Raw genomic sequence first — 14,953 nt, 5'->3', positions numbered from 1 at the left:
TCGGCCGTCGATCGGCTCCGCCGCTATCCGGAGAGCGGATCGGCGCGGCCGGATCTGACATCGCTTCCGGTTCGCTTCTGTCTCGTTCAGACTCACTGGATCGTCTGCACGCCGGCCCCCTTTCACGTGGTCCGATTCCTGTACGCCGGCCGCGACATCATGGCCCTGATGGGCTGAGCGCGCGCCTTCCGTCCCATTCCGGTCTCCTTGCCAACCCTCTGTGGTCACACCGCTTCCGTGCCCGCTGAAAGGACTTATTAACTATCCGAAAGATACGGTGATCCCGTCCGGAGACGACCGGACTCCCTCGCTCGCGCAACGGATTTTTCATGACGGCGCACGCCGACGACGACGACCTCGCCACGGAAGGCTTGCCGCGCAAGAAGTTCAGCGGCAAGAAGCTTGTGCTGTTCGTCATCCTGCCGTTGCTGCTGCTGATCGGCGCCGGCGCCGGCGTGTACTTCTCCGGCGTGCTGGACATGCTGCTCGGCAAGAAGCAGGAGGAGCACGTCGAGGAGAAGCCGCCGCAGGTCGAAGGCCCGCCGGTGTTCTACGATCTGCCGGACATGCTGGTGAACCTCAACAGCTCCGGCAAGCGGCCCGCCTTCCTGAAGATCAAGATCTCCATCCAGGTGTCCAAGCGCGAGGACGTCCCGGCCATCGAGCACGTGCTGCCGCGCATCGTGGACAACTTCCAGGTCTACCTGCGCGAGCTGCGCCTGGAGGACCTCAAGGGATCGGCCGGCATGTACCGCCTGCGCCAGGAGCTGCTGCTGCGCATCACCGCCGCGGCGTACCCGGTGAAGGTGAAGGACGTGCTGTTCCGCGAAATGCTGGTTCAGTGAGTGCCGGTTCGATGAAGGGGCGCGTCGGGAGCGGACGATGAGCAACACGGACGAGCTGAGCGAAGAGGAACGCCTCGCCGCCGAATGGGCCGCGCTCGCCGAGGACAGCGGCGACATGGGCGGCGACGGCGGCGGCGGCTCGACCCGCGTCCTGAACCAGGACGAGATCGACAGCCTGCTCGGCTTCGACCAGGGTGCCGGCGGCGACGGCGACAACTCCGGCATCATGGCGCTGGTCAACAGCGCGCTCGTCAACTACGAACGCCTGCCCATGCTGGAGGTGGTCTTCGACCGCCTCGTCCGCATGATGTCGACGTCCTTGCGCAACTTCACCTCCGACAACGTCGAGGTCAGCCTCGACCAAATCTCGTCGGTGCGGTTCGGCGACTACCTGAACTCGATCCCGCTGCCGGCCATGCTCTCCGTCTTCAAGGCGGAGGAGTGGGACAACTACGGCCTGATGGTGGTGGATTCGGCGCTGATCTACTCGATCGTCGACGTGCTGCTCGGCGGCCGGCGCGGCACCGCGGCCATGCGCATCGAGGGCCGCCCGTACACCACCATCGAGCGCAACCTGGTCGAGCGCATGGTGCACGTCGTGCTGTCCGACCTGTCGGCGGCGTTCGACCCGCTGTCGCCCGTCACCTTCCGCTTCGACCGGCTGGAGACCAACCCGCGCTTCGCCACCATCGCGCGGCCCGCCAACGCGGCGGTGCTGGTCAAGCTGCGCATCGACATGGAGGATCGCGGCGGCCGGCTGGAGCTGATGATCCCCTACGCCACGCTGGAGCCGGTGCGCGAGCTGCTGCTCCAGATGTTCATGGGCGAGAAGTTCGGCCGTGATTCGATCTGGGAAACCCACCTGGCGTCGGAGCTGCTGGTCACCGACGTCGATCTGTCGGCCGTGCTCGACGAGATCACCATGACGCTGCACGACGTGCTGAACTGGCGCGTCGGGTCGCGCATCCTGCTGAACGCCACGCCGGACGGCGCCATCGAGCTGCGCTGCGGCGACGTGTCGATGTTCCAGGGCCGCATGGGGCGCAAGGGCGGCCACATCGCCGTGCGTCTCGAGAAGGAACTGCCCAAGCAGGAGGTCATGCGCCTATGAGCCCGACCGTCTCCCTGGTGCTCGACCTCGTGATGATGGGGCTGCTGGTCGCCACCATCGCCTACGCCATCATCCTGAACCGGCAGATCGTGCGCCTGCGCGAGAGCCGCAGCGAGCTGGCCGAGCTGATCCAGGGCCTGAACGACGCCATGGCCAAGGCGGACACCAGCGTGCGCGGCATGAAGGCGACCGCGCACAACACCGGCGAGGGCCTGCAGAAGACCATCGAAAAGGCCGCGACGCTGCGCGACGAGCTGCAGTTCATGGTGGAGGCGGGCAACACGCTGGCCGACCGCCTGTCCGGCTTCTCCGACGACCGGCCGCGCCCGGCGGCCGTCAAGCCGGCCGTCGGCAGGCCCCAGGGGCTGCGCCCGCTGCTCGACGAGCTGGACGAGGGCCGCGCCGTGCCGCCCGCGCCGCCGGTGGCCCGCCGTGCGCCGCCCTCCGACGACGACCGCCCGCGCGAGGGCGAGGAAGGCCTGTCGCGGGCCGAGCGCGAGCTGCTGCGCGCCATCGAGAACCGCCGCTAAGGGGGTCCAATGACCGACACCACCGCTCCCGCGGCCCCCCGGCCCCCCGCCACCGCTCCGGCATCCACCGCGAAGCCCGCGGCACCGGCGTTGCCGAAAGCCGCGCCGAAGCCGTCCGCCAAGCCCGCCGCGAGGAAGGCGCCCGCCCGCAAGCCGGCCAAGCCGAAGCGCGAGCCGCTGGTCGCGCGTCTGGCCGCGCGGGCGAAGGAGGTGCGCTTCCGGGTATTGCCGCTGATGATCTTCGTCGCGGTGCTGCTGCTGGGCATCCGCGTCGGCGAACTGTGGCGCCTGGCGACGCGCGACTACCGCCTGCCCGAGTTCCCGACCTCGCTGGCCGAAAACCCCAAGCCGGTGCCGCCGGCGGCCAACGGCGCTCCCCAGCACGGCGCCAAGCCGCCGGCTCCGGCTCCCGCTGCGGCACCGGCTCCCCCGGCCCCGGGCGGGGCGAGCAACGCCGCCATGGCCCCGGCCGACGGCGAGTTGGCCCAGCACTACGCCGCCCGCCGCGCCGAGGCGGAGCGCCGGCTGAAAGACGTCGAGCAGCGCGAAGCCCTGCTGGCCGCCACCGAGAAGCGTGTCGAGCAGAAGATCCAGGAACTCGACAAGATGCGCGCCGACATCCAGAAGATGCTGCGCACCGGCGACGAGAAGCAGAGCGCCCAGATCGAGAGCCTGGTCAAGATCTACGAGACCATGAAGCCCAAGGAGGCGGCGCGCATCTTCGAGGAGCTGGACATGCCGGTGCTGCTCGACGTCATCCAGCGGATGAAGGAGCAGAAGACGGCGCCGATCCTTGCGTCCATGGACCCGCTGAAGGCGAAGCAGGTCACCTCCGCCCTGGTCGAGCGCCGTGTCATGCCGTCGTTGCCGCAGCAATAGCGCGTCCGGCTCGGTTAACCCCGTCTTAACCGAACCATTTTAGGTTAAAACGGGCTCGGAAGGCCCGATTCGCTTATCTTTTGCGCGACGGCGCGGACGGGTCCTGCCATGACGACAGCCTCCCCGATGGCGGAGCAGAAGCTCCTCAGACAGCGCCTCGACGCCGCGGCGGCCGAGGCGCGTACGCCGCTGTCGCGCGACATGGTGGCCGGCATCGTCCGCGAGGTGCTGGACAGCATGGGCGGCGACGTCTCCGCCCACGACCTGCGCCTCTACCGCGAGCTGGAGGAACTGGCGCGCTACATCCACCACGTGAAGAGCGAGGTGGCGGCGATCCGCCCGGCCGACATCCGCGACGAGCACATCCCCACCGCCACCGACGAGCTGGACGCCGTGGTCGGCGCCACCGAGAAGGCGACCTTCGCCATCTTCGACGCCTGCGACGCCATCGGCGCGGTGGCCGGGGCGGTGGACGCGGAGAACGGCGGCAAGCTGAACGACGCCGTCACCCGCATCTACGAGGCGTGCAACTTCCAGGACATCACCGGCCAGCGCATCACCAAGGTGGTCAAGGCGCTGAAGCACATCGAGACCAAGGTGGAGGCGCTGGTCGCCGCGCTGGGCGAGGAGGCCTTCCACGCCTCCGATCCGGTGCCGCCGGCCGCCGAGGTGGACGAGGACCCCGACAAGGCGCTGATGCACGGCCCGCAGAGCGAGGGGCAGGCGATCAGCCAGGACGAGATCGACCGCCTGCTGGCGAGCTTCGACTGACCATGGGGCTGCCCGGCAAACCGCTCGTTCCCCAGGGGCAGCACGGCGGCAACGGCAGCATCGTGCTGCTGCTGTCGCTGTTCCTGCTGCTGCTGGTGTTCTTCATCGTGCTGAACGCCCAGTCGGTGCAGGCGGTGTCGCGGGTCAAGGCGGCGCTGGGCTCGCTGGAGAAGAGCTTCCACATCGACCCGCGGCTGCGCCACGGCGACGACCCGTTCGCGTCGCGCGCCGGCACGGTGATCGCCGTGCAGCGGCTGGACGGGGTGGGCGACCTGTTCGCCTCCGCCATCGCGGTGTCCAAGGTGACGACGGTGTCGCCGGGCCAGCTGATGGAGGTGCGCTTCGCCGCCGACGAGCTGTTCGAGCCGGGCACCGCCACGGTGCGCCGCGACCGCCAGGGTCTGATCGACCGCGTCGCCGAGGCGTTGCGCGCGTCCCGCGCCGGCGAGCGCGTCGAGCTGGACGCGCTGCTGGCGCTGTCGCCGAACGCGGTCGGTCAGCCGCCCGGCCCCCTCGAGCGGGCCGGCGCGCTCGCCCGCACGCTGGTCGCCGACGGCGCCCCGGCGGAGGCGGTGACGGTGGGCATCGAGCGCGGCGAACCGGGCGAGGCGCGCCTGCTGTTCTCCATCCGCCTGACCGACGCCCCCGGGCGGGGAGGGCGGCGATGATCCGGGTGCCCAAGCCGGTGCCGCCGGACGCCCAGGGGGCCGCCGCGCGCAAGACGATCTGGCTGATCAGCTTCACCGACCTGATGTCGCTGCTGCTGGCCTTCTTCGTGCTGATGTTCTCGATGAGCGAGCCGCAGGTGCAGCGCTGGACGAAGATGGCGCAGGGGCTGTCGGCGCGTTCCACCGCGACGCGGCCGTCCGACGCGCAGCCGGTGCCCGCGGCCGCCTTCAACGCCGCCACGATCGAGACGGAATCGGCGATCAACCTGGACTATCTGGGCGCCCTGCTGCACGGACAGGTCGCCGAATCGGCGGAGCTGACCGGCGTGCAGGTGGTGCGCGAGGACGACCGGGTGGTGATCGGCCTGCCCGGCGAGGTGTTGTTCGAAAAGAACGCGCCGATGTTCTCGCCGCGCGGGCGCCGGGTGCTGTATCTGCTGGGCGCGGTGGTTGGCCGCATCGGCAACCGCATCGAGGTGGTCGGCCACGCCGAGCGCGAGGACGTGCCGGCGGAGCAGGCGTGGGAACGCTCGCTGGGTCGCGCGGTGGCGGTGTCGATGGCGTTGCGCGAGCATGGCTACCGGCGCGAACTGGTGGCGCGCACCGCGATGGGCCGGCTGCTGCGCACCGACATCGCGGGGCCGCGCGTCGATATCGTCGTGCGCGAGACGAAGGAGTAGGGCGATGGGCTTCGGCGCGAACGGGCATCGGCGGGCGGGCGGCCTTCTGGCCGTGTCCCTGCTGTTGGCCGCGGCCGGTGCGGACGCCGCCTCCGTGCCGGTGCGCGGCGCCGTGCACAAGGACTACGCCCGCCTCGTCTTCGACTGGCCGCAGAAGGTGACGTTCTCCGCCCGGGTCGAGGGCGAGCGGCTGGTGGTCAGCTTCGACCAGCCCATCGAGGCCGCGATGGACAAGGCGGTGGCGGCGCTGTCCTCCTACGTCGCCGGCGGCCGCGTCGGCGCCGACGGCAAGAGCGTGGAGTTCGACCTGAAGCGCCCGGTGACGGTGCGCGCCTTCCGCGGCAACGGCAACGGCGTGGCGCTCGACCTCACCCCGGCGAGCGCCGCGGCGGCGGCTGCAGCGGCGGCCAAGGCGGAGCCGCCCAAGCCGGAGCCGGCGAAAGCCGACCCTGCCAAGGCCGAAGCGGCGGCGCTTGAGCCCGCGAAGCCGGCGGCGTCGCTGACGCCGGTGGCGGCCCCGGCCGCCGTCAAGCTGCGCGCCGCCGATCAGCCGACGCACAGCCGGATGGTGTTCGACTGGACGGCGCCGGTGGAGTACACGGTGCAGCGCGACGGCTCCTCCGTGACCATGCTGTTCGACAAGGCGGCGCAGGCCGACCTGTCGCCGGTCGCCAAGGCCAAGCTGCGCAACATCGGCAACCTGGAGCAGTTCAAGGCGCCGAACGGCGGCCTCGCGGTGACCTTCGCAGCCCCGCCCGACGCCGACCTGCGCGAGTACCGCACCGGCAACTCGGTGATCGTCGACATCCTCAACCCCGGCACCCGCAAGACGGAACCGGCGCAGACCGCGGCCGCCCCGCAGCCGCCGGCGCCCGCGCAGCCCGCTTCTCCGCCGCCGGCCCAGTCTCCGGCTCCGGCCCAGGCCGCCCCCGCGGCGCAGCCGCCGATGCAGCCGGTCACCGCCGCGCCGGCCAAGCCGGTGGAGCGCGAGAAGGGGCCCATCCTGGTCTTCGACGCCGGCGGTCCCGCCGCCGCCGCGGTCTATCCGCGCGCCGGCTATCTCTACGTCGTGTTCGACAAGCCGCTTCCCATCGGCGCCGGCACCGTCACCGGGCCGGGGGCCGAACAGGTGGGCACGGTGGAGCCGGTGCCGGCGACCGGCGGCAGCGCTTTCCGCACCCGCATCGGCCCGTTCATCTGGCCGCAGGTGGAGCGGCAGGGCACGGTCTGGCGCATCGTGCCGATGACCCGGCTGACCGCCCCGCTGGCCGAGGAGCTGCGGGTCGATTCCGAGCCTGACTTCCTGCTGGGCGCCCGCATCGTGGTGCGCGCGCTGGACGCCGCCAACGTCGTCCAACTGACCGACCCGGAGGTCGGCGACCGCCTGCACGTGGTGCCGCTGCCGCGCCCGGGGCAGGCGATCAACGAGACGCGCCGCTACCCGGACCTGGAGGTGCTGCCCTCCTTCCAGGGCATCGCGGTGCGGCCGATCAACGACGCGCTGACCGTCCGCCCGGTGAAGGAGGGCGTCGAGCTGACCTCGGCCGGCGGCCTGTTCCTGTCGCCCGCCGCCGACCTCGGCAGCCGCGCCACCGTCGCCCAGACCCCGCCGAGCCCCATGCCGGCGCCGCCCGCCGCGCCGGCGCAGGGCGGCGCCTCGCCGTCGCTGGCCCCGCCGCCGGGGAAGGCCGCACCGATCCTCAGCAACAAGCGCCTGTTCGATCCCGAAGGGTGGCAGCGCGGCGGGCCGGAGAAGTACACGGACAACCGTCAGGCGCTCCAGCAGGCCATCGTCGAGGCGCCGGAGAGCGAGCGGCCGCGCGCCCAGCTCGACCTTGCGCGCTTCTACTTCGCCAACGGCATGGGGGCGGAGGCGCAGGGCATGATGGACGTCCTCCAGGCCACGCAGCCCGACCTGGAGGGCTGGCCGGAGTTCCGGGCGCTGCGCGGCGCGGCGCGCATGCTGTACGGCGACCTCGACGGCGCGGCCGAGGACCTGGCGCACCCGGCGCTGGCCGACAACGCCGAGGCCGGGCTGTGGCGCGCCGCCGTCGCCGCGGGGCGCAACCAGTGGCAGCCGGCCGCGCGCGGCTTCAAGGCGGGCGCGGCCATCCTCACCCGCTACCCGGAGCCTCTGCTCAGCAAGCTCGCCACCTTGGCGACCGAGGCGGCGCTGCAGAGCGGCGACACCGGTGAGGCCAAGCGCCTGCTCGATCGCATGGAGGCGCGCATCGGCCCGGAGGCCGACGAGCGGCCCGACATCCAGTACCTGCGCGGCGAGCTGGCCCGCCAGCAGGGCGACCTGGACCGCGCCCACGACGCGCTGGAGAAGTCGTACGACAGCCTCGACCGCTACCACCGCGCCAAGGCCGGCCTGGCGCTGGTGAACCTGGAGCTGGAGCAGGGCAAGACCTCGCCCGCCGCCGCCGCGGAACGGCTGGCCGGCCTGACCTTCATCTGGCGCGGCGACGACATGGAGATGGCGATCCGCCAACGCCTGGGCGAGGTGCAGGTGGCCGCCGGCAACTTCGCCGAGGGCTTCAACACCATGAAGGAGACCGCGGCGCTGATCGGCGACGGCCCGCGCGCGGAGCAGATCACCAAGGACATGGCCCGCATCTTCGCCGACCTCTACAAGGACGGCGCGTCGCGCATGCCGACGCTGGAGGCCCTCAAGCTCTACGACCAGTTCCGCGAGCTGACCCCGGTCGGCCCGGCGGGCGACGAGATCATCCGCCAGCTGGCGGAGCGGCTGATCCAGATCGACATGCTGGAGCGCGCCGCCGACCTGCTGCAGTACCAGACCGAGTACCGTCTGTCCGGCGCCGACAAGGCGTACGTCGGCACCCGGCTGGCCACGGTGCGCCTGCTCGACAACAAGCCGGCCGAGGCGCTGAAGGCGCTGGAGATCAGCAACGTGCCGGACATGCCGGCCGATCTGGCGGCCGAGCGGCGGCTGATGCAGGCCAAGGCGCTCGACCAGCTCGGCCGCGGCGAGGAGGCGCTGGCGCTGCTGGCGCAGGACGACACCCGCGAATCGAACCTGCTGCGCGTCGATATGGCGTGGCGGGCGCAGAAGTGGGGGCACGCCGCGGTGGCGCTCGGCAAGGTGATCGGCCAGCCGCCCGCGCCTGGCCAGACGCTGGAGCCGGAGCGCTCGCAGCTGGTGCTCAATCGCGCGGTGGCGCTGGCGCTGGCCGGCGACGGCACCGGGCTGGCGCAGCTGCGCAAGGAGTTCGGCGGCGGCATGGAGAAGGGCGCGGACGCCGACGCCTTCCGCGTGCTGACCCGGCCGGAGCAGGCGACCGGTCTGATCGACGTCAACACCATCCGCTCGCGCGTCGCGGAGGTCGATGTCTTCCAGAAGTTCCTCAAGGGCTACAAGGGCCGCATGGCCAACGGCAAGCCGAACAGCTGAGCCGGCGCAATTTTTACTCTGCGCTGCGGATCTAATGTTGCGCTGCACACACCCGTTGCTGCCCCGCACCTGTGGAACTCGGGTTTCCGGACAGTGGGAACGGATGCAGCGCCGACGATTCTTCTTTATTTTTTAAGACCTCGGGCGGCATATACCTATTTCGGGGAATCCTGAAACAATTCCGCTTGCAGATTGGGGCAACGTGCCGACTTTCCTGCCGTTCCTGGCCGAGACCTCGCCGGCCGCGCTGCTTTTGGGCATTGCCCTGCTGACCCTGCTGCACGAGGACGTGGCCATCGCCGCGGGCGCCGGCCTGATCACGTCCGGAACGGTGGATCTGAGCGTTGCGGCGCTGGCCCTGCTCGGCGGGATCGTGGCGGGCGACGTGATGTTCTACGCGCTGGGCACGCTGTCGCGGCGCAGCGGCTGGCTGCAAAGGCGCATGGAGGGGCCGGCGCTTCAGCGCTGCCGCGCCGCGCTGGAGCGGAACCTGCTGACGGCGTTGCTGGCCTGCCGCCTGGTGCCGGGCATCCTGATGCCGACCTACGTCGCCTGCGGGGCGATGCGCGTCAGCTTCGCGCGGTTCGCGCTGATCACCGTCGGCTCGGCAACGCTGCACGCCGGCGGCCTGCTGCTGCTGCTGACCTCCTCGCTGGAGGCGTCGGCGGTGGAGATCCAGGCGGCCGGTCTGCTGCTGGTGGGGGCCCTGGTGCTGGCGCGCAGCGGCGCGCTGGCCCGGCTGCGCCGGCCGGGTGGGGCGGAGACTCCGGCGGTGCGGCTGCCGGGCATGCCGCTGGTGCCCGCCGGGTCGGGCGCCGTCGGGCTGGCCGAGCGCATCTGGCCGCCGCTGTTCTACATCCCGCTGGCGGTGCAGTGGATCGCGCTGGGCATCAAGCACCGCAGCCTGACGCTGCCGACCGTCGCCAACCCGACCATCGAGGCCGGCGGCCTGCTCGGTGAATCGAAGATCGCCTGCCTGGACATGGTGCGCGGCCCGGCGCGGCGCTGGGTCGCCACCTCGGTGCCGCTGGCCAACGACGGGCGCTGGACGTCCGAGTCGCTGCGCGAGCTGGTGGCCGGGGCCGGGCTGGCGTTCCCGCTGGTGCTGAAGCCGGACATCGGCTGGCGCGGCTTGGGCGTGCGGCTGGTGGCCGACGCGGACGCGCTGCTCACCGACCTCGCCACGTTCCCGGCCGGTTGCACCATGATTCTGCAGGCGTACGTGCCGTACGCCGGGGAGGTCGGGGTGTTCTATGTGCGCCGACCGGGCGAGGCGCATGGCTTCATCTTTTCCATGACCTTCCGCTATTTCCCGCACGTGGTGGGTGATGGCCGGTCGACTCTGGCCGAACTGATCGAGCGCGACCCGCGCGCCGGATGGAAGGCCGAACTGCACCGCGCCACCCTGCGGGACCGGTTGCACGAGGTGCCGGAGGCCGGGGCGATCGTGCGCCTGCACCTTGTCGGCTCCAGCCGCGTCGGCGGCCTGTACAAGGACGCACGCGCCTACGCGACGGCGGCGCTGACCCGCCGCTTCGACGAGATCGCCGATGCCATGCCGAACTTCCACTTCGGGCGTTTCGACGTCCGATTCGCGTCGGTCGAGCGGCTGATGGAGGGCGAGGACATCCAGATCATTGAGGTCAACGGTGCCGGAGCCGAGGCCATCCACGTCTGGGACCCGGATTTCCGGATGGCCGACGTCTACGCGGATCTGTTCCGCCAGCAGGCGCTGATGTTCGAGATCGGCGCCCTCAACCGCGCCCGCGGCTTCCGGCCGCTCAGTCTGCGCGAGCTGGCCGGATTCCAGCAGCGTCAGCAGCGGCTGCTGTCGGTGTATCCGGCATCAAACTAGGTGTTTGCTCTGGCGTAGGTGTTGCGCTATGGTGCGCGTCCGCTGTCGCTGGACCCGTAGCTCAGCTGGATAGAGCGCTGCCCTCCGAAGGCAGAGGTCGTGGGTTCGAATCCCGCCGGGTCCGCCATCTTCTCAAGCTAAGCGATTGAGAAAAAGAAGCGTATTTAGAGACGCTGTCGATAGCGCCCCACATTCCGCTCCACACTCGAACGCGGCTTGCCACGACCTGGTGCGAACCCGTGTCGCCATAGGCTGTTGCAGCGCCGCTTTGCCCCTCGGGTGAGAGCGGCCATTCTGCGTGAGGCGAGGCGGGACAGGGGCGCCGCGCTCGTCCTGGCGATCTGCGGGCGGCCTGCGGGTTTTGCGTCGGCCCGCACATCCTGCATCCGTGTCGACCAGCCGACATCATCGACAGAGAGTCTATCGAGTCGGGTGACGACCCTGGTCGGCCCGGCGGGATAGTGCTTCCCGGGTCAGCAATGCGCCCCGACCATCGCTGCACTTCCTGCGGATCTGCCGGCAGATGACGTGTCAGGACTTCCTGGACGGGGCACGACGTTCAGGTGCGCCCAATCCCGTCGATCACTTCGGGGAATGCCAGAGTCCGCTGCCAAAGGCGGGGATGCCGTATAAGGTTCTGAAATCGAGCACAGCCAGGGTCCGGTCCCAGTTTCCGCCGGCCACCGCATCGAGGTCCTGTTCTGACACCTCGCCGGTGGGGGGGAGCGGCGGGAGAACCAAGTGCATCCGCGTTGGGGTGTCTTCAACCACGACCACGGTGAAGCCGGGCGGTACGGGGACGCCTTCTGTGGCGAGCGTGGCGTTGGGATCAGCAAGGAGCCGTTCCCGGAACGACGGGTCCGTTTGCGCCTTTTCAAAAATGGCGGCGAGGGGATGCGGCGCTGTTTCCGTCATGGGGGAGCATATCCTTGCTGCTGTTTGCCGCTGCGGCCGTGGTTCGGCGCGCGCCATGGGGAACAGTAGCAACCCTTCGGCCGAGTCGCCCGTCAGCGCGTCTCATATACTTGCCCAGCCGTCTCAAGTTCGCCGGACGATAGCGCCGCGGTGCGGGAGTCCAGGCTACGGAAGCGAACCTTGCGCTTCACACTGGGTTGGGTGCGGATCAACTCAGCCGAGTTGTTCTGCACATTCCCGACGGCCTTGGACGCCGGCCGCAGCCGCGTTTGCTCCGCCGGGTAGGGCCGCTATCACGCGTGCTCAGGCGCTATGGTGGATCCGATAGGACTTGAACCTGCGACCAGTCCGTTATGAGCGGCCCGCTCTCACCGTTGAACTGCAGGGGCTCTGGTGCCGGGTGAGGGGCTTGCCCCCGGCATCCTCGGCGCAAACGAGGCGCTCTCCCATTGAGCTGCACCCGTGTATGGTGCGGTCGAGAAGACTCGAACTTCCACAGCATTTCTGCCACAGCGACCTCAACGCTGCGCGTCTACCAATTCCGCCACGACCGCATGTCATTGTCAGATGGTGGTCCCGGCTGGGATTGAACCAGCGACCCCCACGATGTCAACGTGGTGCTCTCCCGCTGAGCTACAGGACCAGAACTGGCGCGAGTGACGGGACTTGAACCCGCGGCCTCCGGCGTGACAGGCCGGCGCTCTAACCAACTGAGCTACACCCGCGCAAGGGAGTGGCCTTATACGGAAGCTTGGCCGTGGACGCAAGCACGGATAACTGAGACTGGTGCGGGCGGCGGAACTCGAACCCGCATGGCCAGGGTCGAGGGATTTTAAGTCCCTTGCGTCTACCGGTTCCGCCACGCCCGCGCGGCGCGATAGGTAGGCGAGCGTTACCACGCGAGCAAGGTTACGGCGTCAGCTTCCGTTCCGCTTCGCTTTCATCGCCGCGAGCTTGTCCAGTACCGCCGGTTCGTCGTCCGGCCTTGACCTGCCCCCACGTGGGACACCTTAGATTATGTTAGCCAAACACCGCCCTGCGGCTCCTGCCCAGTCTTCCCCGCGCCGCCTCCTGCAGGATCAGCTTGTCCAGCGTGAGGTCGGCCAGCGCCTTGCGCAGGCGCTGGTTCTCGCGTTCCAGTTCCTTGACGCGCTTGGCCTGATCCAGCTTCAACCCGCCGAACTCGGTGCGCCAGCGACAGTCGGTTTGCTCCGAAATGGCGTGCTCGCGGCAGGTGTCGGCGACGGTACGCCTCTGCGCCACCGCCACCTCGATGGCGGGCAACATGCCAATGATCTGTTCAGGCGTATGCCGTTTCCGACGGGCCATTCCTTTCCTCCTCCTGATTTGCCCAGCCCTCAGATCGGGGCTGGAGCGGGTTCAGGAGGGCAGGTCAGTCCGCCATCGCCCCAAGCGACTCTCCCAATTTCCGTGTCGTGAAAACACCAGGCGCCGTCGATTGCGTCGACGGCGGTGCTGGTGCATGAGCATCGACCAGCACTGCTATGTTTCTTCCTGTCACGACTACGGCCGCCCAGGGGGCGGCCGTTTTTTTGTCGGGCGTGGTGGTCGTGCTCAGAGGCCCCAGGCGCCGCTCTCGACGGGATCGACGACCTGGATGTTGTTCTCCACACCCTTGACGCCGGGGATGCCTTCGGCGGCGACGCGCACGGCGTCCCGCTGGGACTCGGTGCTCACGAAGCCCCAGAGGTGGACGACGCCGTTGCGGACCACGATGGCGTCGTGGGCGCGGGGATCCCAGGCGAGGTCCTTGACGGAGGCCGCTACGCGGTCCCTCAACGCGCGGTCGTCCGCGCTGGCCGGCGCCGCCTCCGGCGCGACGCTGGCGAGCGCGCGCAGCAGGTTCGCGCGGCTGATGATGCCGACCAGCGTCCCGTCGCGGACCACGGGGACTCGCTTGATCCGGCGAGTCTCCATCAGGCGCACCACCTCCCCGGGCGTCGCGCCCTCGTCCACGCTGACGACGTGGGCGGTCATCACATCCGCGACCTTCCGGGCGTGCGACTTGATGAAGTCCTCCGCCGGCACGGTGCCGCCGGACACGATGCCGAGCCACCAGGAGCGCTGCCGCTCGGTTCCCAGCTCGACGCGCCGCAGCAGGTCGCCTTCGCTGATGATGCCGACGACCTGGCCCGCCGCGTTCACCACGGGCATGCCGCTGATGCGGTTCTCCAGCATCGTTCTGGCCGCGTCGGCGACGGTCGTGTCCGGGCCGACGGTGATGACCTGTGGTGTCATCAGGTCCATGGCCTTCATCGTTTCACTCCCCCTGGATGTTGGTTGGTGGAGCAAACATTGGGGCGGCCGCGGGTGCCGGTGATTGATTTGGCGCAATTCGCCGCCGGGATTTCCACATCGTGGAAAAGGACCGGCGTGATGCGGGCGCCGGAAGAAAAAAGGCCGCCGGAGCGTGCGCCCGGCGGCCCGAGGTAACATGGCATCCTAGATGCAAATAGTGCATATCCTCAGCTGCAAGCATACAGAACTGTTTAGACACTTCAATATGAACTTCGTTGTATGCGGCGTGACCGGGGTGGCGCGGTGCGCTGCTGCGTCGCAGCCACGAGAGTCGAAAAGTGCCCGGCGGGGGCTTGGCTTTTGTGCGGCGCGGCATTAGTATATCAGTTGTCGCTTCGGCGGCATGCCCTTCACAGGGCGTTTCCTCCCTAGACTCAGGGCCGCGGGTGCGAACCGGCGGCCTTTTTTCTTTTTGCGCCGGGAGGGGAGGGTGTCGCCGGGCGGGGTAACGAATTGGTCGAGGCCTATGCCGAAAATTGCCGAAGGACCAAGTTGCCTTCCCCGTCGCCGGAGCGCACGTATCGTTTCCAGGTTTTAGCAAAACGCGATGCGTGACCTCGACATGCCCGCCTCCATCGATTCGCAGCGCCGCCTACTGGAATCCGCCAAGCGCGCGGAGGATCTCGCCCGCCACATCGCGGCGGAGGCCGGTCGGGACACGCTGCCCGGAAATCCGGAGGCTGTGGAGCGGGCGCGGCGTGCCCGCATCATCGTCGACCGGGCGGAGGAACTGCGCATGCAGGTGGAGGAGAGTTTGGCTCGGGCCGAGGCCGCCTACGCCCAGGCCTGGGACGGCATCCGCCTGTCGCGCGCCGCCACGGCGCAGACGGCCCGACTCAACGAACAGGCCGCCGCCGCCCGGCAGAATCACGCGCGGCGGCTGCACCGGCCCGGCGGCCAGGACAGCGGTGCGGCGGATTAGGACTTGGCGTGCGGTCTGTCTTTCGGCATGCCTTCCACGA

At 69.6% G+C, this 14,953-nt stretch carries 12 protein-coding genes, 5 tRNA genes and 1 pseudogene; 11 read left to right on the top strand and 7 right to left on the bottom strand.

Annotated elements, in window-relative coordinates:
* Positions 1-329: 329 nt before the first annotated feature.
* From ACRWK7_RS19585 to ACRWK7_RS19540, 10 genes are all read left to right on the top strand, one after another.
* A complete protein-coding gene (locus ACRWK7_RS19585) occupies positions 330-845 on the top strand; it encodes a flagellar basal body-associated FliL family protein (protein ID WP_431857966.1) in 516 nt (171 codons plus the stop codon).
* A gap of 37 nt (positions 846-882) precedes the next feature.
* Positions 883-1,956: a flagellar motor switch protein FliM gene (fliM, locus tag ACRWK7_RS19580; RefSeq protein WP_431857965.1), complete on the top strand. Its 1,074-nt coding sequence runs from the start codon at positions 883-885 to the stop codon at positions 1,954-1,956.
* Positions 1,953-2,486 carry a DUF6468 domain-containing protein gene (locus ACRWK7_RS19575; protein WP_431857964.1) on the top strand — a complete coding sequence of 178 codons (534 nt, stop codon included), beginning with the start codon at positions 1,953-1,955 and terminating at the stop codon, positions 2,484-2,486. The genes fliM and ACRWK7_RS19575 overlap by 4 nt, the downstream gene beginning before the upstream one ends.
* A gap of 9 nt (positions 2,487-2,495) precedes the next feature.
* Positions 2,496-3,365: a MotE family protein gene (locus ACRWK7_RS19570; RefSeq protein WP_431857963.1), complete on the top strand. Its 870-nt coding sequence runs from the start codon at positions 2,496-2,498 to the stop codon at positions 3,363-3,365.
* Positions 3,366-3,473: 108 nt separating this feature from the next.
* Complete coding sequence (locus tag ACRWK7_RS19565; RefSeq protein WP_431857962.1) at positions 3,474-4,136, top strand: protein phosphatase CheZ; 663 nt, start codon at positions 3,474-3,476, stop codon at positions 4,134-4,136.
* A gap of 2 nt (positions 4,137-4,138) precedes the next feature.
* Positions 4,139-4,804 (top strand): hypothetical protein, encoded by a 666-nt coding sequence (locus ACRWK7_RS19560; protein ID WP_431857961.1) that lies wholly within the window; start codon positions 4,139-4,141, stop codon positions 4,802-4,804.
* Positions 4,801-5,484, top strand: coding sequence for a flagellar motor protein MotB (locus ACRWK7_RS19555; RefSeq protein WP_431857960.1), 684 nt, complete (start codon positions 4,801-4,803; stop codon positions 5,482-5,484). The genes ACRWK7_RS19560 and ACRWK7_RS19555 overlap by 4 nt, the downstream gene beginning before the upstream one ends.
* 4 nt (positions 5,485-5,488) lie before the next feature.
* Positions 5,489-8,902 (top strand): tetratricopeptide repeat protein, encoded by a 3,414-nt coding sequence (locus ACRWK7_RS19550; protein ID WP_431857959.1) that lies wholly within the window; start codon positions 5,489-5,491, stop codon positions 8,900-8,902.
* Positions 8,903-9,104: 202 nt separating this feature from the next.
* Entirely contained in the window at positions 9,105-10,757 is a 1,653-nt protein-coding gene (locus tag ACRWK7_RS19545; RefSeq protein ID WP_431857958.1) for a VTT domain-containing protein, read from the top strand.
* 50 nt (positions 10,758-10,807) lie between these two features.
* Positions 10,808-10,884 (top strand) — tRNA-Arg (locus ACRWK7_RS19540).
* A gap of 455 nt (positions 10,885-11,339) precedes the next feature.
* On the opposite strand, the gene ACRWK7_RS19535 is transcribed toward ACRWK7_RS19540, so the two are convergent.
* The 7 genes and pseudogenes from ACRWK7_RS19535 to ACRWK7_RS19505 form a co-directional block, all read right to left on the bottom strand.
* A complete protein-coding gene (locus ACRWK7_RS19535) occupies positions 11,340-11,672 on the bottom strand; it encodes an NHLP leader peptide family RiPP precursor (RefSeq protein WP_431857957.1) in 333 nt (110 codons plus the stop codon).
* 467 nt (positions 11,673-12,139) lie between these two features.
* Positions 12,140-12,226 (bottom strand) — tRNA-Leu (locus tag ACRWK7_RS19530).
* Between the two features lie 14 nt (positions 12,227-12,240).
* Positions 12,241-12,315, bottom strand: a tRNA-Val gene (locus ACRWK7_RS19525).
* Between the two features lie 5 nt (positions 12,316-12,320).
* Positions 12,321-12,397, bottom strand: a tRNA-Asp gene (locus tag ACRWK7_RS19520).
* 59 nt (positions 12,398-12,456) lie between these two features.
* Positions 12,457-12,541 (bottom strand) — tRNA-Leu (locus ACRWK7_RS19515).
* 181 nt (positions 12,542-12,722) lie between these two features.
* Positions 12,723-13,001 (bottom strand): annotated as a pseudogene (locus tag ACRWK7_RS19510) (transposase); the annotation flags it as partial.
* Between the two features lie 246 nt (positions 13,002-13,247).
* Entirely contained in the window at positions 13,248-13,949 is a 702-nt protein-coding gene (locus tag ACRWK7_RS19505; protein WP_431857956.1) for a CBS domain-containing protein, read from the bottom strand.
* 589 nt (positions 13,950-14,538) lie between these two features.
* Here ACRWK7_RS19505 and ACRWK7_RS19500 point away from each other — a divergent pair.
* Entirely contained in the window at positions 14,539-14,913 is a 375-nt protein-coding gene (locus tag ACRWK7_RS19500) for a hypothetical protein (protein WP_431857955.1), read from the top strand.
* The last annotated feature ends 40 nt before the right edge of the window (positions 14,914-14,953 follow it).

The sequence above is a fragment of the Azospirillum sp. genome (genome assembly GCF_050789165.1).
The sequence above is the reverse complement of the archived record's forward strand: the minus strand, read 5'-3'. Positions and strand labels throughout refer to the sequence as shown.